Consider the following 26,151-nt stretch of genomic DNA (forward strand, 5'->3'; position numbering starts at 1 on the left):
CGGAGGTCAGGAGGAGGAGGGCGGGTAAAGATCGCGCTGAAGTTTGAAGAGCCGTTGGCAGACTTCATCGCTGATGACTCCCTCGGGGGCGCGCTCGAGGTCGATGCGGTTGAACTGACGCGGTTCGTGGCGCAGCGGCACGGGAGTCTCGTCGATCACGATCGGAAAGTAGAACGGCCGTGCTTCGGGCATGTTGAGTGCCCGGGTGGCGGCCCAGTTGCGCTCCTTGTGGAAGTAGGCCTCGGCCCGTCCCTCGGTCGTCTTGGAGATGACGGAGACAAAGAATCCGCAATGCTTCATGACCGCGTCCTCCAGCTCGTGCTCGAAGTGGTCGCCGCACGTCAGGCGCTGGGTGTCCAGCCACACGAGGCAGCCGGCGGCGTGCAAGCGGTCCACCAACTGGAATGCGGCGGGCGAATCCATGTGGGCGTAGCTGATGAACACCGCGCCGTTCGGGATGCCCGGCTCCATCTGCGGGATGGGCACGTCGGTGCCTTTGATCACACCCGCGCTGAGCGGTGGCTCCTGATCCAAGGCCAGATCGCAAAACTGCCGGACGAAATCGAGCGGATCGACGGGCATTACCGAGATGTCCCCGCGCATGCTGTCATAGAAGAAGACGGCTTCCTTCTGGGTGCCCGGGTGATCCGGGCCGTCCGGAGTGGGATCGGCCACGAACAGATCCGCTTCCGCCTCTTCATTCAGCGGGCGCTGGCGGATGGCCCGAAGGAGGAAGCGCACCAGCCAGTCCGAACAATCCGTCCCCATGAAGAGCAGGTTGTTGTTGGCAAGGGTTCCGCCCAAGTTGCTCAGACTCGGGATCTGCATGTTGAGCTTCAAAACAAACTCCACTGCATCCGCATCCCACAGATGGAAGCCCGGCTTGGACGAGACCTTGCCAAAGAGGTATCCGAGAAAGGTGCCCACCTTCTCCAGATCGGGGAGATCCTCCGCCTTGTCCTTCAAATTGAAGCACCAGGCGCGCGTCACTTCCCAGCCGTTGCCGCGCACCTCGTTGAGCGCCCGCAGAAACAAGGGGTCGAAGCCGAGCGTGAAAAACTGGCGGCACTGGGCCAGGGACGCCAGCCGCTTGAGCGTCGGGCCGGGTTTGAGGGCCGGATCCCGCAGCAACTCATCCACCTCGTAGCAAACGTCCTTCACCTTGCTGCCGGTCCGGAGCGCTTCGCACACCAGGTGATGCAGGTCGTTCGGCACCAAATTCAAGCCGAGCCGTTGCGCCGCTTCTTTCACCAGCCACGGGTAGAGCGGTTCGTCGTCGTCGCCGAAGGTGATGACGCCCGGTCCGATCACCGGGATCAGTGATCGCTCACGAAGATAACTTTCGATTTTGCGTTGGGTGTTCGCCGTGAGCATGATCAATGGGTTGTCGGAAGAGAGGAGTGGTTTGGTTCACGCTAGTATCTTCGGGTCGTCCGCTTCCGAGGGACGCCCATCACAAAATCCACTCATTCGGTTCCTTGGATCCGGAGGAACTTGCGACCGCCGGTGATGGTAAGGGTCGCCTTTTTCCGGACGTAACCGGATAGTGCGCCGCTCTGGTCGGAGTCGGTGGTGGGAACGGCCGCACTGGTGGGCCAAGGATCTTCCAACGTGGAACTTTCCTGCAGGACGTAGGTGCAGCCGCTCCTTTCGAACCAGCGGAGGGTAAGGACGGAGCCGGCACGCGTGAGCTGGCTGAGCGAGGGGGTGGGCGCGTTCGGCGATCCTCCGAAAAGGAACTCCTCGTAATTGGTGAAACCGTCGCCATCGGGATTGCCGGCGGGGAGAGCATTGGTCCCAGAGAGGCCGTGGGTGGTGGTGGCCCAGGTTTCGAAGGGACTGGCTGCACCGCCGCCCAGATAGGTGAGTTGGATCATGCGATTGTCAGCGGCGAGCTTTACGGCCCAGTTCGCGGGCCCGTTGGGTGTGAAGATATCAAACTCGTTCGCGTCGAAGTTGCTGATGGTGGCGGTAGAGACGGCGATGGTTAAGGTCTTGGCCGTGCCGTTGAAGTCGGCAGGAAGCGAGGGGATGGTAATTTCCACCGGGCTGCTGGTGGTCTGATTCAGGGTGATCGATGTGGCATTGAGGAGATCCCAATCCACGCCCGGTGTGGTTCCGGTCCAGCGGTCGATCTCGAAGCTGATCTTGGATCCGGCGGCCATGGTGACGCCTGCGGTTTGCAAGGCTCCCACCGATTGTCCGGGAGACAGCGTGCCGTTCACGATGACAGCTCGAGCGATGGAGCCCGATCCGCCGATGGTGGCGCTCCCGGAAACCGTGATGGTTCCACCGGTCCCGAGGGAGCCATTGACGAGGAAGGTGCCTCCACTGACGGCGGTGGTGCCGGTGTAGGACCCATTCCCATTCAGGGACAGGACGCTGTCTCCGGTCTTCGAGAGGTTGCGTGGCCCACCGGTTTCCACGATGTTGCTGGCGATGACAATGCGCCGGGTCTGGGCCCGGATGGTCGCGTTTCCCTCCAAGGTGATTCCTCCGGTCCAGGTTCCGGTTGCCGCGCCCTGATTGTGCAAGGTTCCGCCGCCTTCGAGGAACACAGGGGTCGCGATGGTACGGTAGCCGTAGGTGCCCGCTTTCGCGCCGCTCTTGATCCGGAGGGTTCCGCTGTCTCCGCCGAAAGCGTCATCGAAATCTTCGGCCCAGATCACACCGGGCGAAAGGACCACGATATCGATGTCGGACGCAGGAGCGCGGAACGCCATGCCATCGAAGCCTTCCCCCTCGCTGACAACGTCGGTTTTGACGGTTAGTGTGTGATGGTTTCCCTGGATGGTGCCGTGGCCCGCGAGATGGACGAAGCCGATGTCGTAGCGGCCCTTGCTACTGATCGTGGCGTCGCCGGCGAGGATCAGCGATTTGATTCCGGCGCTGCCTATGAGCCCTTCGCCGTTCGAATCGGCGTTCACGCTGTTCACGATCGCGCCGGCGGAGTCGGCGTCGCTGCCGGTGCCCGAGATGGTGTAGGTGTAGCCGCGGGCCGCGTTGTCGCCGGGCTTCTTGCCATTGATATTCACCTGGGCTCCGTCCTCCACCGTGATGCCGGAGCTGTGGCCGAAGGCGCCGTCGGATCCCATGACGAGCAAGCCATTCCTGACACGGATGCTGCCGGTGTAGTCTTGGGCGGATCCCCCACCGAGGGTGACCTTTCCGTTGCCGGTTTTATCGATGGATGCTCCCCCGGAAATCGTGCCGGAACCACTCAGCGTGTAGTCGTCGGTGGAGGTGTTGGAGAAGGTGATGACGCCCGGCATAAGCCTGCCGGACAAAGTTATGGTAAGGTCGCCTTTGTTGGGGAAGGTGACGGCATCGAGGTGGAAGAATTTGGTGGAGCTGCCGGTCCAGTTCGCCGAGCTGTTCGCATTCCAAGTACCACTCGACGTTGTGTTCCATGAGACGGCGCCCGGCGCGACGGTGACCCGAATTTCGCCGGGCGTGGCGAAACTCAGGCTCGCTCCCCGGTAGTTTGCCGCTCCTTCCGCGAGATCGATGTCACCGGCTCCGCCTGTGAGTGAGGCATACTTGAGGACGGGGAAGGTGGTGAGTCCGGTCGGGACGGTCGCGAGCACGATTTCGTTGTCGTTGCTGAGTATGAGCTGATCACCCACGCCATTTCCAAGCGCGGCCGGGGTCGAAGGGTCCGCCCAGATCGTGACACCGGCCAGATCGATATCTCCGCCGACCGTTGGCTCCCCCATGAGTTTCGTGCCAGGGTTCGCGAAAAGCGTACCGGTGAGAGTCGAGCGCAGGGCGAGGGTCCCCCCGGTGAGTGTGGCGTCACCGCTGACCAGGCCGTTGGCGATCAAGATCCCGTTGTTGGTCGAAAGACTCCCGCCGAATGCACCGTCCAGGCGGACCGCCGTGACATTGGTGTTCGCGATGCTTCCGGTGAAACCGCCGTTGGCACCCGTGAGCGTAAGAGGGTGATCTCCGGATATGCTGACGGTTTCCGTTCCGCTCCAAGTCCCTGAAAGCTCAAGGTTGGAATCAACGGTCAGCAGGTGACTGTTGTCCAGCCAGGCAATGTTCGAAGCGATGACGGTCGCGCGGGCATCGCCGGAGTCGTGTGTCCATGACGAGCTGTCGCGCATCACGATGGGGCGGTTGAAATTGCCCATTACCCCCGAATTGACGACTGTGAAGAGTTTTGAAGAGCCCTGCATCTCGATGGTGCCGGGCCCGCCGACATCCAGCGGCAACGACGAGCCGGCATTGAATTTGATGGATCCGGTGGTGCCGACGATGTCGCCGATGCCGCTCACTGCCACGCCGATGAAGGAGAGTTGGCCGGAGCCCTGCTTGAGAATGTCCTTCTCGAGCACCACACTGCCTTGGTCCAGTTGATCGTTGATCGGCAGGAAGCCCACCCCGCTATCGTTGAGGACGGTGCCCGCGCTGCCGCCGATGTTCCATATCTGGTCAACTCCGCCGATCACATGGTTGCCTTGGATACGGAAAGGGAGAGGAACCCCTGTGGTGAAACTGCCTGATGCCGTCAGACCGCCATTATAGGTCAGGACACGGTTCTTTCCTGTCTGGATGACGAATGCGCTCGTCCGCGTGCCACTGGTGCCGAAGGTGAGTAGTCCAATCGAGTGGGAAGCTTCAAGGTTCAGGTTGTTGCCAGTCGAATCGGCAATCTTGATGGCTCCGCCGTTGGGCGGGACAACGTTGGCCTGCCAGTTTCCTGGAGTGGACCAGTGGCGATCATCGGAGCCATCCCACGTCGATTGTCCGAACGAGACGCAGGGGGTGGACAAGCTGGCGTACAGCAGGAATAGACTATTCCTGCCTGCAATGAGCCGGAAGTTCATGAGCCGGGGGAGGGTTGGAGGTTGAACCAATTTAAAAATCTTAGATTGGTTTTATCAGTAGTGCGATGCACCGATGCAATCCGTCAAGATGGGAATAGTTAGAATGTATTAGCTTATCATTGGTTTAAAATTGATTGCTTGTCTTGATTGTCGCTCGGTGGGGAGGCGGGATGTTAGCCCGCGGTGCGTCCGGCGAGGCTTCCGGCGTTTCCGGCCGGCCGCGTCTAACGCTGGTAGAATCGCCGCGTTTTCCGCGTAAGATCCCCACGTGAAAAAGTTCTTCGCCCTGCTTTTCGCCCTCCTCTCGGGTTTCTATGTGTTCTTCGGTTCATGGGTTCCGGATCCACTGCCGTTCCTCGACGAGGCGACCGCATTGCTGATTTTTGTGAAGTCGATGGGCGTACTGGGCGTCGATTTGACGAGGTTCATCCCGTTTCTTGGAAAGAAATCGAAGGCCGAGGGTAAAACCAGTGGGCCGGTTGTTGATGTTTGAATTTTCCGGATTTCCTGCGCAATAGCCCGCCGCGACCCGCCGTAAAGCACCCGCCCATGACCGATCCTGATACCCAAAAATCCACCCTCACCGGCCCGATCTTCCTGACTATCTGTGGGTTGCTGGTGATCGCCGCCTTGGCCTCCGTGCCGTTTTTGGCAGGTGCACCGCCTGAGAACGGCCTGCCGGATCTGGCCAAATTCATCGGGCGCTTTCACCCGGTTTTCCTGCACCTGCCGATCGGCATGCTGCTGCTGGTGCTGGTGCTGGAGATCGGTCACTTCATCCCGCGCAACCGAGCTGGCTACTCGACCCGCATGGCGATGTTCTTCGCCGCGGCTTCGTCCGTGGTCGCGACCATTCTGGGACTGCTGCTCTACTACGGCATGGGCAACTACCGCGACGAAGTGGCCGAACGCCACCTTTACGGCGGGCTGATCTTTTCCTGCGGCATGGTCGCCGCCTTCCTGGTCAAGGTGTGGGTCGATCTCGCTGCGGGCAAGGGCACCTGGCTCTACTGGACCCTGCTGCTTGGCAGCACCGGTGTGATGGGCTTTGTCAGCCACGATGGTGGCTCGCTGACCCACGGCGACGACTATCTGACGACCTATGCTCCGAATCCGGTCCGCAAGGTGATGGGTCTGCCGGAGAAAGAGGAGAAGAAGGGCAAGTCCGAGAGCACGGAGCTGGCTGCGGCTCCCGGTGAGAAGAAACCTGTGGGTTCCAAGGCCACCGCGGTCCAGACCTCCGGTGATCCGGTGGTTTACGCGAATATCATCACCCCGATCCTCGAGCAAAAGTGCTACGGCTGCCATAGCGCCGACCAGAAGGTGAAGGGGAAGTACCGCATGGAGGAGTATGACCTCCTCCTCAAAGGGGGCTCGGAAGGCGATGGCATCATTCCCGGCAAGTCCGCGGAGAGCAATGTGGTCGTCCGCCTCGAACTGCCGATGGACGAGGAGGAGCACATGCCGCCTCCGGACAAGAAGGACATCCAACTCGGGCCGCACGAAGTCGCGCTCATCAAGTGGTGGATCGATAGCGGCGCCTCGAAGGATGCGAAGCTGTCCGAGCTGAAGCCGTCCGACGAGATCAAGTCGGCGATCGCGAAACTGGTGCCCCCCGAAGCACTGGCGGAGAAGAAGGCCGCCGCCGAGCAGGAGGTCAAACAGGAGGCCAAAAAGCGCGAGTCGGTGAAAGCCGACGTCGAGCGGCTGCGCAAGGAGTTCCCGGCCGCGCTCAATTTCGAATCGCAGGCATCCAGCGGTCTCGTCTTCACCGCGGTCAGCATGCGCAAGGAATTCGGCGATGATGACTTGGCCAAGCTCCAGTCGGTGATGCCGGCCATGGTGTCGCTCGACCTTTCGTCCAGCACCGTGACCGACAATGGCGCGAAGATCCTCGCCAATGCCGCCGAGCTGAAGTCGCTGCGTCTTTCCGAGACGACGGTCACCGATGCCGCGCTTGAAGCGCTGGTGAAGCTGCCCAAGCTGGAGTCGCTCAATCTTTATGGCACCCAGGTGACCAATGAAGGGATCCTCAAGCTGGCCGAGCTGAAGAATCTCAAGAAGCTCTACCTGTGGCAGACCAAGGTCGATGCCGCCGGCGTCCAAGCGTTCAAGGCGAAGCTGCCGGGCTGCGAGGTCATCATGGGGCTTTGAGGAGTTCCAGTTAGATTGGAAATTTCAAGTGCAGGGAGGCAGCCGTTGGGCTGCCTCCTTTGTTTCCCAGGTGGCGCTTTCGCCCTGCCCATGAAGCGCCCAGGTCTTTGGGACCGTGGCCTCCGACCACTGGTGCGGGCTCCACATGGTGGAGTGGGATGACTCACGGTTGCTTCTTCCGCTTCCTCAGATCATCCCTGCCAGATCCTCCTCGCCGATAACTTTCACGCCGAGTTTCTCGGCCTTGTCGCGCTTGGAGCCGCCGCCTTCGCCGGAGAGCAGGTAGTCGGTCTTGGCGGAGATGGAGCCGGAAACTTTCGCGCCTTTGGATTCGAGGAAACGCTTCATCTCATCTCGGTCCATGGAAAGGGTGCCGGTGATCACGAAGGTCTTGCCGGTCAGCGGCAGGGCTGAGAGATCGGCCTCGGCTGGCTTCGGTGCGTAACTGCCGGATGCTGGGTGAATGCCGAGTTCCTCCATCTTCTCGATCACGTGCTTGCCGGCTTCCGACGCGAAGAACGAGGTCACGCTTTCCGCGACCGCGGCACCGGCGTCCGGGGAGAGACGATAGGGGGCAAGTTCCTTGGCTCCTTCATCGATCCTCGCCTTGAGCTCGTCGTGTTGCTGCTGGCGTGCCTGCTTCTCTTCATCGTTTGCCGGCGGGAGTTCCTTGTTCTTCGGCGACACGATCTTCCGTTCCGCTTCCCATCGCGAGATGTCGGCGACCTTTTGCAGGATCGGACTGGAAGCCACCGACACGAGGTCTGCGTGCAAACGGGCAAGTTCCTTCGAGGCGGACTCCCCGACCTGGCGGATGCCCATGGCGTAGAGCCAGCGATTGAGCGGTTTGTCCTTCGCGTGCTGCAGCGCTTCGACGACCTTGGCTGCGTTCTTCTCGCCGAAGCGCCGTGGCTCGTCGTCCGTGCCGAGGTTGAGGTTGGCGAGCTGCTCCGCTTGCAGGGTGAACAGGTCGAGGGGGGTGCGGCAGAAGCCTCGATTGACTAGGGCGTCCGCCACGGTACCGCCGACTCCCTCGATATCGAGCGCCTTGCGGGAGGAGAACTGCTTGATCTTCGACGTCGCCTGGGCCGGACATTCGAAGTTCGAGCAGCGCCATGCGACGAAGCCCTCTTCCTTCGCCACCGGGCCGCCGCAGGACGGGCACTTGCCGCCGATGTGATCGAGCAGCGAGAAGGGCTTGGAGTCAGGCAAGCGCTTTTCAGTGACTACCCGAACCACGGCTGGAATGATCTCGCCGGCTTTCTCGATGACCACGGTGTCGCCGAGGCGGATGTCCTTGCGCTGGATCTCCTCCTCATTGTGCAGGGTGGCGCGGGAAACGGTGGTGCCGGAAACGAAGACCGGCTCCAGTTCGGCCACGGGCGTGAGCACGCCGGTGCGACCGACTTGGACGGTGATGTCCTTGAGCAGGGTTTCCTTCTGTTCCGGGAGGAACTTGTAGGCAGCGGCCCAGCGCGGTGCACGGGAAGTGTAGCCGAGGCGCTCACGCTCGGCGCGGGACAGGACTTTCACCACTGCTCCATCGGTGCCGTAGCCGAGATCGTGGCGCTCGATGTCGATCCTGCGGACAGCCTCTAACAGATCGTCCAGCGACTCCGCGATCCGCACCGGGTGATTGCGTGGGATGCCGATGGCATCGAGCAAGGCATGGAAGTCGTGCTCGGTGGGAAGTTCCGGGCCATCGTAGGCCCCGAGCCCGTGGGCCAGGAAGGCGAGGGGACGGTTCGCCACCATCTTGGGATCGAGCTGCTTGAGCGTGCCGGCAGTGGCGTTGCGTGGATTGACGAACGTCGGCAACCCTGCCTCGTCACGCTCCGCATTCATCGCGGCGAAGGCTTCATTCGGCATGAAGATCTCGCCGCGGACTTCGAGCAGCGACGGGATGGCAGCGGGTGAAGTGGAAGTCACCGGGGAAATGCCCGTGTTGCCTTCGTGCAGGATTTGAAGATCGATGGGAACGAGTTCTCCGTCTGCCGTCTTGATCAGGTTGCCCGTGTGGGCGTCGGCGACCTCCGTGCCGGTGGCATCGTTGATCCAGCGATTGTGACCGATGGAACGATAGCCATGGGTCTGGAACCACGCAGCGACTTCGTCCAGGTTCGGCTCGTCACCTTTCACGAAAGGCTGCGAAATGACGAACGCGGGACCCTTGTGGGTCTCCAACACGCCGTGGAAGCAAATATCGTCGGCGAAGAGCCGGTTCGAGGCACCGATGTTCTTCAGGTAGGCTTTTGCGCCCTGGGCTCCGAAATTCGGAGGAAGCGTGAACTTGATTACGCGGTTCGACGATTCGACGGCGAAGACGGTGTGTTCGGACTGACCACCCAGCTTCTTCCAGTCGCCTACGAGCGCGAGGAGCTTGCCGGGGTCGATGAGCCTTCCAGCCTTAGTTCCCCATTCAAGAATGGATTCGGCTTCACGTCGGAGCCGTTCCGGAAGATCTGCTCCATCATCTGACGCGAGGTCATCCGCGAGCTTGCGGCCGAGGCTTTCTTCCGGGCCGTCTTCAGGCGTTGCGCGAGCAACTGTGCTTGAACCGCTGCGTCCATGGGGAGGATGGTAAAAGAGGAGTTCGTCCAAGTCAACGTCCTGCCCGGCCGCCGATGCGCCTCCAAAGACCAGAGGCAGCCTGCGGATCGTCCGCACGTTGTTCGTGATGTCATCTCCGGTGGTGCCGTCGCCGCGGGTGGCGGCGTAGGCGAGCTTGCCGTCGCGATAGACCAGTGACACGGCCACGCCGTCGATCTTCGGCTCCACGGTCACAGCGACGTGTTCGCGGCCGAGGTTCTTCTGGAGCCTGCGGTAAAAGTCGATCAGTTCGGCTTCTGCCACGAAGTCCGCCGGTGGTTCGTCGGGTGCCTTGATCTCGAAGACGTCGTCGATGCTGAGCATCGGCACGAGGTGGCGGACCTGCTGGAAGCTATCGAGCGGGGCGCCGCCGACGCGACGGGTGGGGGAGTTGTCGTCGGCGAAATCGGGATGCTTGGCTTCGAGGGCTTCCAGCTCGCGGAACAGCTTGTCGTAGTCGGCATCGGAGATCTCCGGAGCGGCATCGAGGTAGTAGAGCCGGTTGTGGCGCTCGAGTTCGGTGCGGAGTTCGCGGATGCGGTCTTCCGGTGCGGTCGGGTCGAAAAGGTCGTCCATGGACGGCAGAAAGCTCACTCGATCTTTCCCGCGGGGGGAAGCGGGAAGATGTCCCGTTCAAGTAGCGGAAAGCACATTCACTTCGACATCGGCCCGGCGAGCATGTCATCCAGCGGATGATCGCCGAGCGCCCATTCGTCGGAAAGCACGCGGGTGATCTCGAACTGGCGGCGGTCGCCGCTACCGGCGTGCCGGATCATGAGCGTCATCCGCTGGAGCCCGCCTTGAGACCGGCGTTCGGCCCGGTTCATGGTGCTCACCATGGCGGCGTACTGGGGAGTGCCGCGTGCGACGTAGCCAAAGATCAGGGTCTCGTGGTCGGGAGAAGGCATGGAAAAGCAGGCCCACGATTTCTCGTCCTGATAGATGCCATTGTAGTAGTTGTCCGGGAGGACCTGGACGCGGACGGTGGCCTCGCCCGCCCTGCCGGCGAGGATCTTGTCCCAGGACGGGTGGACGTAACGGGCGAAGCCGTCGAAATCCACGCGCCACTGCTTGTCGGCATCCGGCGAGAGGAAGGCGAGACGGTTCCGTCCGGTTTCGAAGGTGACGAGGACGGTCTCCAGCCGCAGGGAGCGGCAGTCGATCGGTCGCAAGTAGCGGACGGAGCGGACCTTGCCATCTTCGGATTCCAGCGAAGCCAGCCTCGCGACAATCTGGTCGGGACGCAGGCTGCTGCCACGAATCAGCGGATCGAGTTCCTTTGGGTTGCGCACGGCCAGCAGGGTGGTGACGGTCTTTTCCAGCTCCTCAGGCGGGGGAGCCGGCACATTGTGGACCATGGTCGGGCTGCCAAAGTTGATGGCTTTTGCTTCGTGGGAGCCGCCGCCACCGCGGAACCACCAGAGCAGGGCCGCGGCAGCGGTGGCACCCATGAACATGCAGGTGCAGCCGAAGAAGAAGATCGCCGCAGCGGTCACGTAGCGGACCGGTAGGCGCGAGTCCGCGTTCTTGATCAGGCGGTGGACCTGGCCCATCGTCGGCGCGGCGCCGATGCCGGTCTCGCGGGCGTTCTTGCGCTTGGCCTTTTGAAAGCCCAGACCGTTCCTCATCCGCGACAGGGACCACGGGCGATTGGCACCCGCCCTGGCTTTTACCTTTTGTACGCCGAGTCCGTCGCGAGGGGGCTTGTGGCTCATGTGGGAGGAGGAGGTCGGTCTAGCGCGGATACACCGTGATCCGGTAGGGATCATAGCGGTCATCCGGGCGGAAGAGCCAGCCCGGATTGCGATTCACCACCTCGTAGCCGGTCAGCATGAATTCCGGCAGGAACTGGTTGCTGTTCGGGTCGTAAGCTTCCTTGCCGGTGAAGTAACCGTTGAGGCGGTACTCGTAATTCTGGTCGTAGCCGTAGCGCTGGCCGTCCGGGCCATTCTCCGGCAGGCGGTCGGGCTGGCGCTTCTTGTCCTCTCGGACAATGACCAGCTTCGCCTTGTCCCAGCCCTGGCGGGGACGTTTCACGTAGCCCCAGAAGCGGGTCTTCTGGATGTAGTAGCGGCGCCCGTAGAAGAAGTCTCCGGTGGGTTCGCTGGCGACCGCCGCGCGGCGCTCCTCAACGGTCGGGCCACCCATGTTGCCGCCACCCATGGCTCCGCCACACTGGCAGAGCACCACCGCTCCGAGAACCGTCAGTCCGCGTGAAATCCACCTCATGGGCGGGGAGGCTAGGGAGCCGGTGGTATTCTCCGCAAGCGCCAATCCCGCGGCGAAGAGCCCACGCGTCCGGCCCGAAAACCGCTTGCAAATCCCTTGCCGGCTGGGTACCTCCGGCGCCCCCCCGGGAGAGAGAATATCTCCACCAAGAATCGAAACGCATGAAGTTGGCCAACCTGCTTACTCCCGAAAGAATCATCCTTGAGATGACCGCTGGGGAGCATTGGCCCGCCATCGTGGAGCTGATCGACCATCTTGTCTCCTGCTCGACGCTACCGGGTGAGATGCGCGAGGAGATCCTGGCCGCCCTGAAAATTCGCGAGGAGCAGGTCAGTACCGGTGTCGGCTACGGCGTCGCCATCCCGCACGCGTTTTCCGAGAAGCTCGACAAGGTGATCACCATCTTCGGGCGTTCGAACAGAGGCATCGATTTCGAGTCGCTGGACGGCAAGCCGGTCCACTTCGTGATCCTCTTTCTGGTGCCGAAGAAGGACTACCACCTGCACCTGCAGACCTTGGCGGCGATCGCGAAGATGTTCACGAATGCCGAGATCCGACGACGACTCGGCGAGGCCGGCTGCCATCAGGAGATCCTCGACATCTTCGCCGGCAAGCCGCCCAAGGCCGCTGGCATGGCGTGATCGAGGCCTCGGCTTAGAGGAAGGAACCGCCAAGACGCCAAGTGCGGCAAGTTTCAGCGACGATGCTGGTGCCGGGGGACATCGTTCCCTTCTTCCTTTCGTCTGTTTCGCTCGTTTCGTTGTCACCCGTTTCCCAATGACCTCCTTCCCAATCACTCTGCACTTGGCGTCCTTGGCGTCTTGGCGGTGAATCCCTCTCTCTTTCTTTCCCATGACCCTGATCCAGGACCTTGAATCTCGCCTGTCCGCCGCCCTCCAGCAGGTGCTCGGTGAAACCGTCGACGCGCCAGTCGTAGCCGCCACCGACCTGCGTTTCGGCGACTATCAAAGCAATGCCGCCATGGCGCTCGCCAAGCAACGCAAGGCCAACCCGCGCGCGCTGGCCCAGCAGGTGATCGATGCCCTTGATCTCGGCGACCTTGGCAGCGCGGACATCGCCGGTCCTGGCTTCATCAATTTCAAGATCAGCCCGGCGACCTTTGCGACGCGCGCGCAAGCCCAGCTCGCGGATGCGAGGCTCGGTGTGCCGGACATTGGTGCAGGGCGCACGGTGGTCGTCGATTTCTCGGCGCCCAACGTGGCCAAACCGATGCACGTTGGCCACATCCGCTCGACCATCATCGGCGACTCGCTGGCGCGCATTTCCCGTTTCCTCGGGTTCAAGGTGATCACCGACAACCACATCGGCGACTGGGGTACGCAGTTCGGCATGATCCTGCACGGCTGGAAGACCTTGCTCAATGAGGACGCGCTCGCCGTCGATCCGATCGCCGAGCTGCTGCGCATTTACCGCGACGTCAATGCGACCAAGGAACAGCCCGGCGTGCTCGACACCTGCAAGGCCGAGCTGGTGAAGCTCCAGGCCGGTGATTCCGAAAACCTCGCCATCTGGCAGCGCTGCATCGATGTCTCGAAGGCAGGCCTTCAGAAGATCTACGACCGGCTCGACATCACCTTCGACCACTGGCTCGGCGAGAGCTACTTCAATGACCGCCTCGCCAGCCTCGTCGATGAGTTCCTGGACAAGGGCCTCGCCCGGGTCAGCGAGGGCGCGGTCTGCATCTTCTCCGATGAGACCAAGCCTCCGGAGCAGGATCCCTTCAAGGTCCACCGCGAGGAAGGCTGGACCGACAATCCCTCGATCATCCGCAAGGCCGACGGTGGCTTCCTCTACGCTACCACCGATCTCGCGACGCTCGAATATCGCGTGGACGAGTGGAAGGCGGACGAGATCTGGTATGTCGTCGGCGTTCCGCAGCAGCTCCACTTCCGCCAGATCTTCGAAGCTGCCCATCGCTGGAGGAAGAAGGGCGAGTTCCGCCATATCGCCTTCGGCTCGATTCTCGGTGAAGACCGCAAGCTGATGCGGACCCGGTCCGGTGAAAACGTCGGCCTCATCGAGGTGCTCGGTGAAGCGGTCGAGCGCGCCGCCGCGGCCATCGCGGAGAAGAACCCGGATCTCACCGGTGACGAGGCGAAGGAGGTTTCAGAGATCGTCGGCATTGGCGCGGTGAAGTTCGCCGAACTCTCGCAGAACCGCCTGACCGACTACGTCTTCGCCTGGGACCGCATGCTTGCCCTGCAAGGCGACACGGCACCGTATCTCCAGAACAGCTTCGTTCGTATCCGCGCCATCTTCCGCAAGCTGGACGGGCCTTTTGATCCGTCCGGTGTCGCCCTACATCTTACCGAGGATGCCGAGGTTCATCTCGCGCGCTTGCTTGCCCGTTTCGGCGAGGTCCTGCCGCAGGTTCTCGACGACCACCGCCCGAACCTGCTCGCGAACTACTTGCTAGAGTTGGCCCGCGCTTTCCATTCGTTCTACGAAGCCTGTCCGGTCCTCAAGTCGGAGGAGCCCGTCCGCTCGAGTCGCCTTGCGCTGTGCGAGCTGACCAGCCGCGTGCTGAGCACCGGCCTCGGCCTGCTAGGCATCCGCTGTCCGGAGCGGATGTAAGCTGGCCCACCGGGTTGCACCCCCACCGGTAGTCGGAGACCCGGACTGTTTGCAGCTCTGCTGCGGGGAAGCACCTAGGTGGAGCCGATCCATCCCGGGAAGTCCGCACTTCGGGCACGCTGGCATGCCGTTCCGACCTGTGGCCTCTTCGTATCCACGAGCGGACAGGAGGTTGAGTCGTCTCAAAACGTCAGCAACGCCACCGGGATGTGTTTGGCGAAGAATCCGAAGTCTGGATCGGTGGAAAGGATTTGGTAGTTCCGCCGCGACGCATACGCGCAGATCAAGAAATCGATCGTGCTGCCCTGAATGCCTGCGGCCATGCAGGTGTTGAAGTGCGCGGCGGCGACTTCGTGATCCGCTGTCTCCATCTCGATTTCAGGAAAGGCACGCAACTGGGTGCGCAAACGCTCGAACTGATCGCCATGACGAATTCCGGATAGGAGTTCCTGCCGAACGAGTCCGAGCAATACCACCCTCCCGTCGTGAATCAGGTCCGTGAGGAGATCGACGTGCTTTGACACGACCGTTGCCCTCCGCCGGAAGGCCAACGACCACACTGACGTATCAACCACCACCTTCATCGGCGCTTTCGGGCCGACTTGTAGTCGTGGCCTTCTTCAAAGTCGATTTGACCGAAAAGCTTGATGACCTCCATCTGCTTTCTCCGCTGAACGTATTCGCGCAAGGCGTCTTCAACGGTGGCGCGCTTCGACGCGTGATTGCCGAGCTTCTGGGCTTCGGAAATCAGCTCCTCATCCAGTTGGATGTTGGTTGCCATGTGCAACGGTTCGCACAAACACGGGCTCGGGTCAATGCGGCTTTCTGCGCCGCCTTTGGCGCTTGGCAAGACAACGTATTCACATAGCGTTCCGGCCCCCGCTCCCAGCATGGAACCGCCTCGTCGCCAACTCCCGTTTTACGTCATCGGCCACAAGAATCCCGATACGGACGCCATTTGCTCCGCCATCGGCAACGCGGCCTTGCTGCGTGCGACTGGCGAGCCGAGTGCCGAGGCCGCCCGCTGCGGCGAGGTGCCGGCTCGCACTGCCTGGGTGCTGGAGAAGGCGGGCATCGAGACCCCGGCGTTGGTCACCGATGTCCGCACCTCCGCTGGGTTGATCTGCCGCCGCGACGTCGTCCAAGTGGCACCGAGCGACACCTTCCTGGTCGCCTACCGCCGGATGCTCGCCAGCGGGGTCCGCTGCGTGCCGGTGGTCGATGCCAATGGCGAGGTCGAAGGAATCCTGCGCTATCTCGATTTGCTCGAGCTACTCGTCCCCGGCGATGGCAGCGGCCTGCAAGTCCGCACCGTCAATGTCGCCCTCTCGAAAATCGCGACGACGCTGCAGGCGGAAAGCGTCGGGGCTGATATGCCGGAGGGAGACATGGAGGAGGAACTCATCCTGCTCGTCGGCGCTTCCTCGCAATCCACCGTCGAGCGACGCCTCAAAACGGCTGCCAAGGAAGGCAACGTCGGCCACTTCTTCGTCATCTGCGGCGATCGGCCGGTGGTGCAGCACTACGCGATTGAGAATGGCGCGCGCGCCCTGCTCGTCACCGGTGGCAATGGTATTGAGCCGGCCCTCCGCGATCTCGCCCGCAAGCGCGGCGTCATCATCCTGATGTGCTCGCAGGACACGGCGAGCTGCTCCACGCTGATCCGCTGCTCGCGCACCGTCCGCCACGTGATGGACAGCAACTTTGCTACCGTGCCCGCCGGGGAGCCGGTGTCGCGCCTTCGCAAGAGCCTCGCCAAGCTGGAGCAGGATCTTTTCCCGGTCCAAGGCGTCCATGGTGAAATGATCGGCGTGTTGTCGAAGTCCGACCTCATCGACCCGCCGCGCACCCGGCTGGCACTGGTCGATCACAACGAATTCGCCCAAGCCGTCACCGGCGTCGAGGAATGCGAGATCGTCGAGGTCATCGACCACCACCGCCTGGCCGGCGACCTAGTGTCGCGCGAGCCGATCCGTTTCCTCAACGAACCCGTCGGCTCGACCTCCACGCTGGTCGCCCGCAAGTTCCGCCATCGCTATCTGGAACCCGACAAGGGAACTGCACTGTGCCTTTGCGCCGGGATCATCGCCGACACGCTTTGCCTTACCTCGCCGACCACCGCCGAGCTGGATCATGAGATGCTCGGCTGGTTGAGCGAATTGGCGGGCATCGATCCCGCGACCTTCAAGGCGGAGTTCTTCGCCGTTGGCTCGCTGCTCGCGACCGGCACGCCGGATGCGATCCTCAATGCCGACCGCAAGGAGTTCGACGATGAGGGCGTGAAGGTCACCATTGCCCAGGTCGAGGAACTGGGTCTGGAAGCTTTCGAGCCGCGCCGCAAGGAGCTGGAGGAGGCTTTGAAAGCGCTCGCCGCCGACAATGGTTACGAACTGGCGGTGCTGGTCGTGACCGACATCGCCGAGCACCACAGCGTGGTCCTTGCCGCGGGTGATCCGCGCTTTGTTGCGAACCTGCCTTACGCCCGGATCGATGCGAGTCTGTACGACGCTCCTGGTGTGGTCAGTCGGAAGAAGCAGATTTTTCCGGCGGTTTGTCAGGCGCTGCGGAGGGCGGGGTGAGTTCGGGTTTCCGTAGGCGCATTGGTGACAATGCGGAGCACGGGAACTGCGTGCTTCGAGGGACCGCTCCGCACTTTCACAAGTGCGCCTACGCGAAGGGCGTTCCTTCTTAGCGTAGGCGCATTGGTGACAATGCGGAAGCACTTGGGCTGCTCGCATCAAGGGACCGTTCCGCGCTGTTACCAGCGCGCCTACGCGAAGCCGCTCGATTACTTCCCCAAGCCTTTTACGATCGCGGTCACGTTGTGGCGCATCATCGCTTCGTAGCTTTCCGCGGTGGAGCCGTCGGCGATGAGCGCATCGCCGAGCTTGATGCCGGTGTCCTTGGTGAGGGCCTCCAGGATCTTGGGATTCGACTCCTTCTCCGGGAAAATCGCGCCGACTTGGTGCTCCTTCAGTTCCGCCACCAGTGCGGCGAGCTTCTTCGGATCCGGCATCTGCTCGCGATTCATGCCCTGCACGGAGACCGGCTCGAAGCCGAAGTCCTTGCAGAAGTAGCCGAAGGCCGCGTGAGCGGTGGCGAGATGGCGCTTGTCCCGTGGAATGCGGGCGATTTCCTTGCGGGTCCAGCGTTCCAGCTCATCGAGCTTCGTGCGGTAGGCGGCCGCATTCTTGGCGTAGGACTCGGCGCCGGCCGGGTCGGCCTTGGCAAAGGTGTCCGCGGTGATCGTAGCTGCGCGGCGGAAGAGGTCGATGGAGTGCCACCAGTGCGGGTCGATTTCATGCTCGTGGTCATGACCCTCGTGATCGTGTCCTTCGTGGTCGCACTCGCCTTCGATTGAAGGCAGGTCCTTGCCAATCTCCACGACCTGCGCCTTGGTGCCGACGATGCCGCGCAGCGATTCCATGTAGCTTTCCATTCCCATCCCGGAGGCGAGGTAGAGCTTCGCGTCCCCGGCCTTCTGGAGGTCGGCCGCGACCGGCTCGAAATGATGGGGGTCGCTATTCTTGCCAATCAGGTCGACTACCTCGACCCGCTCGCCACCCACTTGCTTGGCGAGGTCGCCAATGAGGGGATGAAGGCTGGCGACCTTCAGCTCGGCGGCCACGAGGGGCAGCCGGAGGGACAAGGAAAGCAGTCCAATGAGCAGGGGCGTCGTGCGCATGGCCAAAATTCTGGCGAGGGGCTCTCCTTTCGCAAGAATTTTGCGATAGCGAATTGCGTCACTGTGAACAAGTCCCGATTTGAATCAAACGATCGTCAGAAATATTGCGTGAGATCCTTCTGATGGAGTTGCTGAGGCTTAGCGGATTGTACGATTGAATCGATCGTTGGAATCAAGCGATCGATTCACCGGTCTGTTGTGAACAACTGGTGAATAGCCGTGAATGGTGCATTTCCATTCACCTCTTCTCCTCGACCTTGATGTCCACATCTCCGGTCTTTTTGTCGCGCTCGATCTCGATCCCGCCACCGGGCGTTTTCACATCGAGGACCTTCTCCTTGCGGTCGCAACCCACGCTGGCGAGCAGGCTGGAGGCCGCAAAAAGGAGGCCAAGGGCTTTAATCGGATGTTTCATGGTAGTGGTGGTTGGGCTGCGGGGGCGATGAATGACGCCTCTGATGATGTTAGACCCGTTTCCTCGATCGCGCCAGTAGGTCGGTCGAATCCATGCCGGCGGCTTGGATTCGAGGCAAGTGCTCCCGGTTTGAACCGGATCAATAAGAATACGGCCCTCACACTCCGGCGTGTCCGGCTGAAGCCGGGACTACCTACATCAGAGACAAAGCTTCCCCGAGGGTTCGAATCTTCTTCCTTCGCGAGCCTGGGGTCTTGGCAGTGAGGCTGCCTATTTTCCCCACGCAAATGACGGGCGCGGTGAACCCTCGCGAATCCGCTCCCCATCGTTGACGGCGTCCGGTTTCCCCCCTGAAATGCGCGCCCCCGGCAGGGTCCGGGTATGTATATGGACTATTCGCAGAAAATCGCCCGTCAGATCGCCGGCATTCCCCGCTCGGGAATCCGCGATTTCTTCGAGCTTGTTCAAGGTCGTGAGGGAGTCATTTCCCTCGGCGTTGGTGAGCCCGACTTTACGACTCCTTGGCATATTCGCGAAGCCGCCATCTACGCCTTGGAGAAGGGCCACACTTCCTACACCTCCAATCTGGGCCTGCCCGCACTGCGCAAGTCCATCGCCCGCTACGTTTCGGATTTCTTCCACGTCCAGTATGATGCCCTGACCGAGGTGCTGGTCACCGTCGGGGTTTCAGAAGCCATCGACATCGCCCTGCGCGCCCTGATCAATCCGGGCGACGAGGTGATCTACCATGAGCCCTGCTACGTCTCGTATTCGCCGAGCATCGTAATGGCGTATGGCACCGCGGTGGGCGTCCACACGCGCAAGCGCGACGGCTTTTCACTCAAGCCCGAGGAGCTGGCCAAAGTCATCACCCCGAAGAGCCGGGTGCTGATGCTGAATTTCCCCACGAATCCGACTGGCGCGACCGCCAGCCGCGAGGATCTGGAAGGCATCGCCAAGCTCTGCATCGAGCACGACCTGTTCGTGCTGACCGATGAGATTTACAGCGAGCTGCGCTACGATGCTTCGGAGGAGCACGTCTCCATCGCCGCGCTGCCGGGGATGAAGGAGCGCACGATCCTGCTCCACGGCTTCTCAAAGGCCTTTGCGATGACCGGCTTCCGCCTCGGCTACGCCTGTGCGCCGCAGCCGATCACGGAAGCGATGATGAAGATCCACCAGTACTCGATGCTCTGCGCGCCGATCATGAGCCAGATGGCCGCGATCGAGGCGCTGGAGAATGGTGCGCCGGAAGTCGCCAAGATGCGCGACGCTTACCACCAGCGCCGCGATTTCCTGGTGAAGCGCCTGAACCAGATGGGCCTCAGCTGTCACTCGCCGGGCGGGGCGTTCTACGTCTTCCCGGACATCCGCGAGACCGGCCTGTCGTCGAAGGACTTCGCGATGCGCCTGCTCGAAGAAGAAGGCGTGGCGGCCGTGCCCGGTAGCGCCTTCGGCACCTCGGGCGAAGGCTTCCTGCGCTGCTGCTACGCGACCGGCTTCGATGACCTGAAGCTGGCGATGGACAAGATGGAGCGCTTCGTCGGGCGACTCTAACACGATTCACCGGGGCTCGCTCGCAAATGGACGGAAATCCTGATCGGACCCCGGCCTCCTCCCTTCGGATTCAAGATTCCGACGCTTGGATCCGTGCCCAGATCGTGCCCTTCGGCGTGTTCATGGGGTTCCTGCTGTTGTTGCAGGTCTTCGCCAGCCTGTTCGGCTGGTCGCATCCTGCGGCGCCATGGTGGCGGCATTGGCCGGAGCAGTGGATCTATCCGCTGCAAACGCTGGTGACGCTGGTACTGCTGGCACGCTGGTGGAAGTACTATGAATTCCGTTGGTCGTGGAAGTGGTCCATTGCCGGCGTGATCTTTGGCGCGGTGGGCATTGGCTTCTGGCTGCTGCCGACCGTGATGTATGACCGCCTCGGGCTGACCGGCGAAACGACGGGCTGGCAGAAATGGCTTGGGCTCGCGTCCCGGACCAAGGGCTTCAATCCCGCCGAAGCCTTCGGCGATGGCACGCCTGCCTTTTGGGCGGCACTGGTGATGCGCTTCGTCCGCGCGGTCGTAGTGGTGGCACTGGTTGAGGAGATCCTGTGGCGCGCTTTCATGATGCGCTTCGTAGTGGATTGGGAAGGGGACTACTGGAAGCGGCCCTTCGGCGAGCCGTCGTGGAAGTCCTATGCCATCGTTACCGCCTTGTTCATGGTGGCCCACGCACCGGTCGATTACGCCGGGGCCTTCGTCTATGGCTCGCTGACCTACCTGCTCTGCATCTGGAGCAAGAATCTCGGTGCCTGCGTGATCATGCATGGCGTGGCGAACCTGCTGATGGGGTTGTTTGCGATCGGCTACGGGAAATACGGGCTGTGGTGAGGGCGGGCAGGATGCCCGGAATTCGATTGGCGCGGTGGCGATTCGTGCTGGAGAGTCGCGACACATGGACGAAAACGTGAGCGCGGAAGAACTGCCGGAGTTGGTGCCGGTGGGCGCGTGGCCATCGCTGGGCGAGGCGCAGGAGCACGCGCTGGTGGTGCTGGCGATGAACCAGGAATGCTGGATTTTTCCCGATGCCGGCCAATACGCGTTGCACGCCCCCTCCGCCGAGGTGCCGGGAATCCGTCGCGAGTTCGCGCTTTATGAAAGCGAGCAGTCCGAGCGGCGGGTGCGGGTGGAGCCGCCGGTGTTTCCCGCGGGCATCGAGCTCGCGCTGATGTGGGCGCTGTCGCTGCTGATCGTCTTCTGGTGGCAAGGCCAGGATCTCTCGCTGGTGGACCGCTTCTGCAATTCCAGCCAGGCGCTCGTCGAGGGTGGGGAATGGTGGCGGGCGTTCACCGCGCTGTTCCTGCATGCCGATGCCGGGCACCTGCTGTCGAACATCGGCATCGGCGGGATCTTTTGCGTGATGGTGGCCCATACGGTGGGTGCTTGGCGTGGCTGGGCGCTCATTCTTGGCGGTGGAATGTTAGGAAATCTGGTCAATGCGTGGGCGCGCTATCCGGACCACTTCACGTCGCTCGGTGCCTCCACTGCGACCTTCGCCGCGGTCGGCGTGCTGACCGGGGTGGCGACGATCCGGGCTTGGAAGTTCCACTCGTTGCGCGAGCTGCGCCCGTTGATGGTGCCGGTTTTGACAGGCTTTATCGTGCTCGGCTGGTGGGGCACCGGTGGCGACGGGCCGGATGCAGGGAGGGTCGATGTGGCTGGCCATGTCGCGGGCTGGACCGGCGGATTCTTGTTAGGAGCGGTCGCGCAGAAATTCGAGCGGACGAAAGACGATGCGGCTGTCTAAGATCCGCGCATGAGCATCATTACCGGCCGCGGCGACGACGGCGAAACCGATCTTCTTTTTGGCCGCCGCATTTCGAAGGCCTCCCAACGCATCGAAGTGCTGGGGACGGTGGACGAGCTGAATGCCGCGCTGGGTCTTGCGCGTGCCGCGGGGGCCGCGGAAGAGGTTGAGGCGATCATCGACCGGGTGCAGGAGTTGCTCGTGGGGCTGATGGGACAGTTTGCCTGCCTATCCTGTGACGAGGCCCGCTATACCATGGCGGGCTACGCCAAGGTCACCGAGGCCGACCTCGAATGGATCGAGACCACCGCTCGCGACTTCGAGAGCCGCGGCATCGTCTTCAAGGGGTGGGCGAGGCCGGGCGTCGAGCACTCGATGGCGCGGGCCGGCATGGATTTCGCGCGGACCATCGCCCGGCGAGCCGAGCGGGCGGTTCTGAAGCACCACGATGCGGGTGGGGAAGTTTCGCTGCTGCTGCGGCTGTTTTTCAATCGCCTGTCGGACCTGCTGTGGATTCTGGCGCGGTCGGCCTGAGTATCACCCAGGTCGCGCCCCAACCGCCTTCGGCCGCGGGGTAGTGGAATTCCGCCACCTCGGGCAGCCGCCGGAGCAGCGCATGAACGCCTTGCCGGAGGGTGCCGGTGCCTTTCCCGTGGATCACCCGCACCCCGCGAATGCCGAGACGCAAGCACTCGGAGAAATACTCCGGCAGCAGCTCGCCGATCTCCGAAGGGCGGAAGGTGTGCAGATCCAGCTCGTTCGTCACCGGGACGGGATGGGGTTCGTCTTCCATGAGCGCCCGGATTCTCGTCCCCGAGACTCCGGATGGCGAGGGGCGAAAAGGCGGCAACTACATGCGATTTTTACCTTTGCAAGCGAGCGGGGCTTCGCTTAGTTCTCCGGCCCGCCGGTGAAATGGTGGCCGTAGTTCAATGGTAGAGCCCCAGATTGTGATTCTGGTTGTTGCGGGTTCGAGTCCCGTCGGTCACCCCACCTCTTTCTTCGGGAGCCTAGCGGCTCCGGTTTGAAGAGGCGGAAACGGGTGGTCATGCCGTATGGAAAGTCTCGAGAGCCGCCTCGGATACAAGTTTCGTAACTCGCTTCTATTAGCCGAGGCGATGACCCATCCGAGTCTCGCTTACGAGTCCCAACGGCCCCACTTCGATAACCAACGCTTGGAGTTCCTTGGCGATGCCGTGCTCCAGCTCATCCTCACGGAGGACCTTTATCGGATGTTTCCGGATTTCCCGGAAGGCCGCCTGACCAAACTGCGGTCGCAGCTTGTCTCACGCCGCGCGCTTGCCCGGTTCGCGCTGAGCATCGACCTCGGGAGCTACGTCCTGCTCGGCAAGGGCGAGGAAGCCACCGGAGGCCGTCGCCGCATGTCGACGTTGGCCGATGGCTTCGAGGCCTTGATCGGTGCGGTCTATCTGGACATCGGTTACACCGGTGCCCGGGATCTCGTGCTGCGGCTTTTCCAATCCGAGATCGAGGCGCTCGCTGGCAGTCCGGAGGAGCGCAACCCGAAGGGCGAGCTTCAGGAGTGCCTGCAAGCCATCCATCCACAGGCCCCTAATTACCGCATGCTTGCGGAGAGCGGCCCGGATCACCGGAAGGTCTTCCAAGCGGAAGTCTCGTGGCGTGGTCTGGTGCTTGCCGTCGGGAAGGGGAAGAGCAAGAAGGAAGCCGAAGCCCGTGCTGCCGGTGAGGCGCTGCGGACGAGGCTGTGGGAGAAGGCTTGAGCAGGAGGGGCTGTTGCCCGCTTGTCCGCTGGGAGCGCGGAGCCGCTGGCCCGCAGAAGCACTGGCGCGGCGGGTCTTGGCAATGCAGGCTCGAACAAGGAGTGGAGTTTTCCCGTAATTCTGCGGGCCGGAGGCTCCGCGCTCCCAGCGGCCTCAAATCTCCTCCATCGCATGCACGCTGATCCCGTGCTCCTGGCATAGCCGGAAGACCGCCTCCCGCTCTAACAACAATGTCTTGCCGGCTTCCACGGTGATCGATCCCACCCCCGCGGCGTGGCAGGTTTCGATGGTCAGCGGGCCGACCACGGGGACATCGAATCGGAAGTCCTGGTTGGGCTTGGAAACCTTCACCAGCATCACGTCCTTGCCGTGACCGAGTTCGCCGCCGCGCTTGATGCAGGCATTGGTGCCCTCGAAGGCCTCCACCGCGAGCACGGTGCCGTGACGGACCACCACGGTCTGGCCGATGTCGAGGCGGCTGGTTTCCTTCGCGATCTTGAAGCCGAAGGCCGCGTCCTCAAGCTGGCGCTTTTTCAGCACCGGACCGCAGACGTGGCCGGCCTTGGGCAGCAAATCCTCCAAAAACGTGGTGGCCGGCAGCAACTGGATGTGGTCCTTGGCCAGCTCGTCGGCGATGCCGCCGAAAAGGGACTCGGCATTTCGCTGCTTCAGCCGCGCGAGCAGCATCAGCGTGCGCAGGTCGGGGCGGAGGTCGAAGAGGTTCTTTGGCGCGATCTGGCCGACCATGATTGCCTCGGTCGCCTGGTGGGACTTGAAGAACTTGATCAGCTTGCCGAGCTGGCCGACGCGGAACCAGCCGGAAGCATCGACCAGGTCGAGGAATCCCGGCTGGGTCTCACCTTCGAAAGCGGCCGCGACCAGCCGGATATCCGGACACTTCGCGCGAGCCGCGCGGGCGAAAGTTTCGGGGTAAACGCCGTTACCTGCGATGATGCCGATGGTCCGTGTCTCCGCCATGCCTCGAATATAGGGGGTCCCGGAGAGTACCCGTAGCGGCTGTGGGACTCGAACCCACACTCGTTAGAACTCGATTTTGAGTCGAGCGCGTCTACCAATTCCGCCAAGCCGCCCTTCGGTGTGCCGGGGAGAAAAGCGTGCCCGCCGCCGCGGCGCAAGCGGCAAGTTTTCAGGAAATCCCACGCAGACCGTCCGAGGCGTCGCCGAGCTGTTTCGCTTCCACCCCGGCGGTTTCCAGCATGTTGATCCACAGGCCGCAGAGCGGGGTGCCGGGCTCGTAAGTGACGTGCTTGCCGGTTTTCAGGCCGGCCTTGCTGCCGCCAGCGACGACGATGGGAACGTTCTTCGGGTCGTGGGCGTTGCCGTCGCGGATCGGCGAGCCGAAAGCGACCATCGAGGTGTCGAGCAGGCTGCCGTCGCCCTCCTTGATCTCCTTCATCCGGTCGAGCATGTAGCCGTATTGCTCGACGTGCCAGCGGTTGATCTTCTCGTACTGGTCGAGCTTCTTGCCGTCGTTGCTGTGGTGCGAGAGGTCATGGTGGCCGCCATTGACGCCTTCGAGAAAGGAGAAGTTCCGGCCGGTCACGTCATTGCCGAACATGAAGGACGACACGCGCGTCGAGTCCGACCAGAAGGCGAGCACCATGAGATCCATCATGATGCGGCAGTGTTCGCCGTGGTCGAAGCGGGCCATGGAGTTGAGCTCTTCCTCGCGGCTGGCCTTGCCCATGGACTTCGAGATCCGTTTGTCGAGTTCGTCCATCTTCTTGAGCAGCTCGGGCGACAGATTCTCACCGGCACCGAGAGATGCGGCTTCGGCTGCGATCCGGCGCTCCACCTCGCGGACGGACTCGAGATACTGGTCGAGCTTCGCCTTGTCCGAAGCGCCGAGTTTCCCCTGCAAGCGCTTGGCGTCCTCGCACACGAGATCGAGCACCGACTTGTCGTCCGCGGCCTGCTTCTCGCCGCCCTTCGAGCGAGTCCGGAAGAGCCGGTCGAAGGCGACCCGGGGATTGATCTCGCAGGGCAGGGGAACGGTGGAGGTCTTCCAAGAGATATGCGAGGCGTAGAGCCGCGTGTAGTTGACGTTGGTGTCGATGCCGGTGGCCACCGCTTCGGTGCCGAGTTCCATCGAGGGAAGCTTGGTGTGCCTGCCGAGATGCTGCGCGGCGATCTGGTCCATGGAGACGCCGCCCGCGGCGATGTCGGAGCCGGTCGTCTTGGTGATGGTGGTGCCGGTCAACCAGCCACCGGTCTTCACGTAATGGCCATCGCCGGAGAAGGACGCCTTGTTCTGCAGGCCGGTGAGCACGAGCAGGTCCTCGCGGTGCTTTTCCAGCGGCGACAGGATGGGCGAGAGCTTGAACTTCGAGCCATCGCCTTCCGGCGTCCAACGGTCCGCCCGCACGCCATTCGGCATGTAGAGCAACGCGATCCGGATCGGCAATGATCCCGACGTGCCCGCCGCCATCAAGGGCCGCATCGCATCGAAGAACGGCAAGGCAAGTGTGGCCCCGGCACCGCGCAGGAAGCTGCGGCGCGGCATGAGCCATTTTTGTGTCTGGAGGTTGGCCATGAAGTGGGATGGTAGATCGTTGGTCGAAGATGGTAGAGGGAAAGGCAGAGATACCTGCC

General features: G+C 62.4%; 22 protein-coding genes and 2 tRNA genes. 11 read left to right on the forward strand and 13 right to left on the reverse strand.

Annotated features, from left to right (window positions below):
- Positions 1-6: 6 nt before the first annotated feature.
- A complete protein-coding gene (locus OKA05_RS01205; protein ID WP_264485259.1) occupies positions 7-1,311 on the reverse strand; it encodes a toll/interleukin-1 receptor domain-containing protein in 1,305 nt (434 codons plus the stop codon).
- Between the two features lie 155 nt (positions 1,312-1,466).
- Positions 1,467-4,832 (reverse strand): beta strand repeat-containing protein, encoded by a 3,366-nt coding sequence (locus OKA05_RS01210; RefSeq protein ID WP_264485260.1) that lies wholly within the window; start codon positions 4,830-4,832, stop codon positions 1,467-1,469.
- Between the two features lie 268 nt (positions 4,833-5,100).
- Between OKA05_RS01210 and OKA05_RS01215 the strand changes: the two genes are divergently transcribed.
- Both OKA05_RS01215 and OKA05_RS01220 read left to right on the forward strand, forming a co-directional pair.
- On the forward strand, positions 5,101-5,325 hold the full coding sequence (locus OKA05_RS01215) for a hypothetical protein (RefSeq protein ID WP_264485261.1): 225 nt from the start codon (positions 5,101-5,103) through the stop codon (positions 5,323-5,325).
- A gap of 56 nt (positions 5,326-5,381) precedes the next feature.
- Complete coding sequence (locus OKA05_RS01220; RefSeq protein WP_264485262.1) at positions 5,382-6,986, forward strand: c-type cytochrome domain-containing protein; 1,605 nt, start codon at positions 5,382-5,384, stop codon at positions 6,984-6,986.
- A 186-nt stretch (positions 6,987-7,172) separates the two neighbouring features.
- Here OKA05_RS01220 and ligA read toward each other — a convergent pair whose 3' ends face one another.
- The 3 genes from ligA to OKA05_RS01235 form a co-directional block, all read right to left on the reverse strand.
- Positions 7,173-10,151, reverse strand: a complete 2,979-nt coding sequence (gene ligA, locus OKA05_RS01225) for an NAD-dependent DNA ligase LigA (protein WP_264485263.1) — start codon at positions 10,149-10,151, stop codon at positions 7,173-7,175.
- Between the two features lie 77 nt (positions 10,152-10,228).
- Positions 10,229-11,290 carry a hypothetical protein gene (locus tag OKA05_RS01230; RefSeq protein ID WP_264485264.1) on the reverse strand — a complete coding sequence of 354 codons (1,062 nt, stop codon included), beginning with the start codon at positions 11,288-11,290 and terminating at the stop codon, positions 10,229-10,231.
- A 19-nt stretch (positions 11,291-11,309) separates the two neighbouring features.
- Positions 11,310-11,804, reverse strand: a complete 495-nt coding sequence (locus OKA05_RS01235; protein ID WP_264485265.1) for a hypothetical protein — start codon at positions 11,802-11,804, stop codon at positions 11,310-11,312.
- Positions 11,805-11,965: 161 nt separating this feature from the next.
- Here OKA05_RS01235 and OKA05_RS01240 point away from each other — a divergent pair, with 161 nt between their 5' ends.
- The gene (locus tag OKA05_RS01240) at positions 11,966-12,445 is read left to right on the forward strand and encodes a PTS sugar transporter subunit IIA (RefSeq protein WP_264485266.1); all 480 of its coding nucleotides are present in this window, start codon (positions 11,966-11,968) and stop codon (positions 12,443-12,445) included.
- 211 nt (positions 12,446-12,656) lie between these two features.
- The gene (argS, locus tag OKA05_RS01245; protein ID WP_264485267.1) at positions 12,657-14,399 is read left to right on the forward strand and encodes an arginine--tRNA ligase; all 1,743 of its coding nucleotides are present in this window, start codon (positions 12,657-12,659) and stop codon (positions 14,397-14,399) included.
- A gap of 182 nt (positions 14,400-14,581) precedes the next feature.
- On the opposite strand, the gene vapC is transcribed toward argS, so the two are convergent.
- Complete coding sequence (vapC, locus tag OKA05_RS01250) at positions 14,582-14,983, reverse strand: type II toxin-antitoxin system VapC family toxin (RefSeq protein ID WP_264485268.1); 402 nt, start codon at positions 14,981-14,983, stop codon at positions 14,582-14,584.
- Positions 14,980-15,180, reverse strand: a complete 201-nt coding sequence (locus OKA05_RS01255) for a type II toxin-antitoxin system VapB family antitoxin (RefSeq protein WP_264485269.1) — start codon at positions 15,178-15,180, stop codon at positions 14,980-14,982. Before OKA05_RS01255 ends, vapC begins: the two co-directional genes overlap by 4 nt.
- Before the next feature lie 109 nt (positions 15,181-15,289).
- Here OKA05_RS01255 and OKA05_RS01260 point away from each other — a divergent pair, with 109 nt between their 5' ends.
- Positions 15,290-16,978 (forward strand): putative manganese-dependent inorganic diphosphatase, encoded by a 1,689-nt coding sequence (locus OKA05_RS01260; protein WP_264485270.1) that lies wholly within the window; start codon positions 15,290-15,292, stop codon positions 16,976-16,978.
- Positions 16,979-17,187: 209 nt separating this feature from the next.
- On the opposite strand, the gene OKA05_RS01265 is transcribed toward OKA05_RS01260, so the two are convergent.
- Both OKA05_RS01265 and OKA05_RS01270 read right to left on the reverse strand, forming a co-directional pair.
- Entirely contained in the window at positions 17,188-18,084 is an 897-nt protein-coding gene (locus OKA05_RS01265) for a metal ABC transporter substrate-binding protein (RefSeq protein ID WP_264485271.1), read from the reverse strand.
- Between the two features lie 238 nt (positions 18,085-18,322).
- Positions 18,323-18,499: a hypothetical protein gene (locus OKA05_RS01270; RefSeq protein WP_264485272.1), complete on the reverse strand. Its 177-nt coding sequence runs from the start codon at positions 18,497-18,499 to the stop codon at positions 18,323-18,325.
- 387 nt (positions 18,500-18,886) lie between these two features.
- Between OKA05_RS01270 and OKA05_RS01275 the strand changes: the two genes are divergently transcribed.
- From OKA05_RS01275 to OKA05_RS01290, 4 genes are all read left to right on the forward strand, one after another.
- Positions 18,887-20,056: an aminotransferase class I/II-fold pyridoxal phosphate-dependent enzyme gene (locus OKA05_RS01275; protein ID WP_343226941.1), complete on the forward strand. Its 1,170-nt coding sequence runs from the start codon at positions 18,887-18,889 to the stop codon at positions 20,054-20,056.
- A 26-nt stretch (positions 20,057-20,082) separates the two neighbouring features.
- Positions 20,083-20,880, forward strand: coding sequence for a CAAX prenyl protease-related protein (locus OKA05_RS01280; protein WP_264485274.1), 798 nt, complete (start codon positions 20,083-20,085; stop codon positions 20,878-20,880).
- 64 nt (positions 20,881-20,944) lie between these two features.
- Positions 20,945-21,796, forward strand: a complete 852-nt coding sequence (locus OKA05_RS01285; RefSeq protein ID WP_264485275.1) for a rhomboid family intramembrane serine protease — start codon at positions 20,945-20,947, stop codon at positions 21,794-21,796.
- 9 nt (positions 21,797-21,805) lie between these two features.
- Complete coding sequence (locus tag OKA05_RS01290) at positions 21,806-22,330, forward strand: cob(I)yrinic acid a,c-diamide adenosyltransferase (protein ID WP_264485276.1); 525 nt, start codon at positions 21,806-21,808, stop codon at positions 22,328-22,330.
- On the opposite strand, the gene OKA05_RS01295 is transcribed toward OKA05_RS01290, so the two are convergent.
- Positions 22,284-22,589: a Smr/MutS family protein gene (locus tag OKA05_RS01295; RefSeq protein ID WP_264485277.1), complete on the reverse strand. Its 306-nt coding sequence runs from the start codon at positions 22,587-22,589 to the stop codon at positions 22,284-22,286. The two genes, OKA05_RS01290 and OKA05_RS01295, sit on opposite strands and share 47 nt — an antisense overlap.
- Before the next feature lie 125 nt (positions 22,590-22,714).
- Between OKA05_RS01295 and OKA05_RS01300 the strand changes: the two genes are divergently transcribed.
- Both OKA05_RS01300 and rnc read left to right on the forward strand, forming a co-directional pair.
- Positions 22,715-22,789: transfer RNA gene (locus OKA05_RS01300), tRNA-His, on the forward strand.
- A 62-nt stretch (positions 22,790-22,851) separates the two neighbouring features.
- The gene (gene rnc / locus OKA05_RS01305; RefSeq protein WP_264485278.1) at positions 22,852-23,538 is read left to right on the forward strand and encodes a ribonuclease III; all 687 of its coding nucleotides are present in this window, start codon (positions 22,852-22,854) and stop codon (positions 23,536-23,538) included.
- A 153-nt stretch (positions 23,539-23,691) separates the two neighbouring features.
- On the opposite strand, the gene OKA05_RS01310 is transcribed toward rnc, so the two are convergent.
- The 3 genes from OKA05_RS01310 to OKA05_RS01320 all read right to left on the reverse strand — a co-directional run bounded on the left by OKA05_RS01310 (position 23,692) and on the right by OKA05_RS01320 (position 26,092).
- The gene (locus OKA05_RS01310) at positions 23,692-24,516 is read right to left on the reverse strand and encodes an LpxI family protein (protein WP_264485279.1); all 825 of its coding nucleotides are present in this window, start codon (positions 24,514-24,516) and stop codon (positions 23,692-23,694) included.
- Positions 24,517-24,549: 33 nt separating this feature from the next.
- Positions 24,550-24,629, reverse strand: a tRNA-Leu gene (locus OKA05_RS01315).
- A 56-nt stretch (positions 24,630-24,685) separates the two neighbouring features.
- Positions 24,686-26,092: a DUF1552 domain-containing protein gene (locus OKA05_RS01320; RefSeq protein ID WP_264485280.1), complete on the reverse strand. Its 1,407-nt coding sequence runs from the start codon at positions 26,090-26,092 to the stop codon at positions 24,686-24,688.
- Positions 26,093-26,151 lie beyond the last annotated feature (59 nt).

Origin of the sequence: Luteolibacter arcticus (assembly GCF_025950235.1) — a bacterium.
GTDB lineage: Bacteria > Verrucomicrobiota > Verrucomicrobiia > Verrucomicrobiales > Akkermansiaceae > Haloferula > Haloferula arctica.

What these genes read in the sequence shown, in the direction of transcription:
- OKA05_RS01210 (WP_264485260.1), bottom strand. Translation starts at nt 4,832, where the DNA reads ATGAACTTCCGGCTCATTGCAGGCAGGAATAGTCTATTCCTGCTGTAC.
- OKA05_RS01220 (WP_264485262.1), top strand. Translation starts at nt 5,382, where the DNA reads ATGACCGATCCTGATACCCAAAAATCCACCCTCACCGGCCCGATCTTC.
- ligA (WP_264485263.1), bottom strand. Translation starts at nt 10,151, where the DNA reads ATGGACGACCTTTTCGACCCGACCGCACCGGAAGACCGCATCCGCGAA.
- OKA05_RS01230 (WP_264485264.1), bottom strand. Translation starts at nt 11,290, where the DNA reads ATGAGCCACAAGCCCCCTCGCGACGGACTCGGCGTACAAAAGGTAAAA.
- OKA05_RS01235 (WP_264485265.1), bottom strand. Translation starts at nt 11,804, where the DNA reads ATGAGGTGGATTTCACGCGGACTGACGGTTCTCGGAGCGGTGGTGCTC.
- OKA05_RS01240 (WP_264485266.1), top strand. Translation starts at nt 11,966, where the DNA reads ATGAAGTTGGCCAACCTGCTTACTCCCGAAAGAATCATCCTTGAGATG.
- argS (WP_264485267.1), top strand. Translation starts at nt 12,657, where the DNA reads ATGACCCTGATCCAGGACCTTGAATCTCGCCTGTCCGCCGCCCTCCAG.
- vapC (WP_264485268.1), bottom strand. Translation starts at nt 14,983, where the DNA reads ATGAAGGTGGTGGTTGATACGTCAGTGTGGTCGTTGGCCTTCCGGCGG.
- OKA05_RS01255 (WP_264485269.1), bottom strand. Translation starts at nt 15,180, where the DNA reads ATGGCAACCAACATCCAACTGGATGAGGAGCTGATTTCCGAAGCCCAG.
- OKA05_RS01260 (WP_264485270.1), top strand. Translation starts at nt 15,290, where the DNA reads ATGGAACCGCCTCGTCGCCAACTCCCGTTTTACGTCATCGGCCACAAG.
- OKA05_RS01265 (WP_264485271.1), bottom strand. Translation starts at nt 18,084, where the DNA reads ATGCGCACGACGCCCCTGCTCATTGGACTGCTTTCCTTGTCCCTCCGG.
- OKA05_RS01270 (WP_264485272.1), bottom strand. Translation starts at nt 18,499, where the DNA reads ATGAAACATCCGATTAAAGCCCTTGGCCTCCTTTTTGCGGCCTCCAGC.
- OKA05_RS01275 (WP_343226941.1), top strand. Translation starts at nt 18,887, where the DNA reads ATGGACTATTCGCAGAAAATCGCCCGTCAGATCGCCGGCATTCCCCGC.
- OKA05_RS01280 (WP_264485274.1), top strand. Translation starts at nt 20,083, where the DNA reads ATGGACGGAAATCCTGATCGGACCCCGGCCTCCTCCCTTCGGATTCAA.
- OKA05_RS01285 (WP_264485275.1), top strand. Translation starts at nt 20,945, where the DNA reads ATGGACGAAAACGTGAGCGCGGAAGAACTGCCGGAGTTGGTGCCGGTG.
- OKA05_RS01290 (WP_264485276.1), top strand. Translation starts at nt 21,806, where the DNA reads ATGAGCATCATTACCGGCCGCGGCGACGACGGCGAAACCGATCTTCTT.
- OKA05_RS01295 (WP_264485277.1), bottom strand. Translation starts at nt 22,589, where the DNA reads ATGGAAGACGAACCCCATCCCGTCCCGGTGACGAACGAGCTGGATCTG.
- rnc (WP_264485278.1), top strand. Translation starts at nt 22,852, where the DNA reads ATGGAAAGTCTCGAGAGCCGCCTCGGATACAAGTTTCGTAACTCGCTT.
- OKA05_RS01310 (WP_264485279.1), bottom strand. Translation starts at nt 24,516, where the DNA reads ATGGCGGAGACACGGACCATCGGCATCATCGCAGGTAACGGCGTTTAC.
- OKA05_RS01320 (WP_264485280.1), bottom strand. Translation starts at nt 26,092, where the DNA reads ATGGCCAACCTCCAGACACAAAAATGGCTCATGCCGCGCCGCAGCTTC.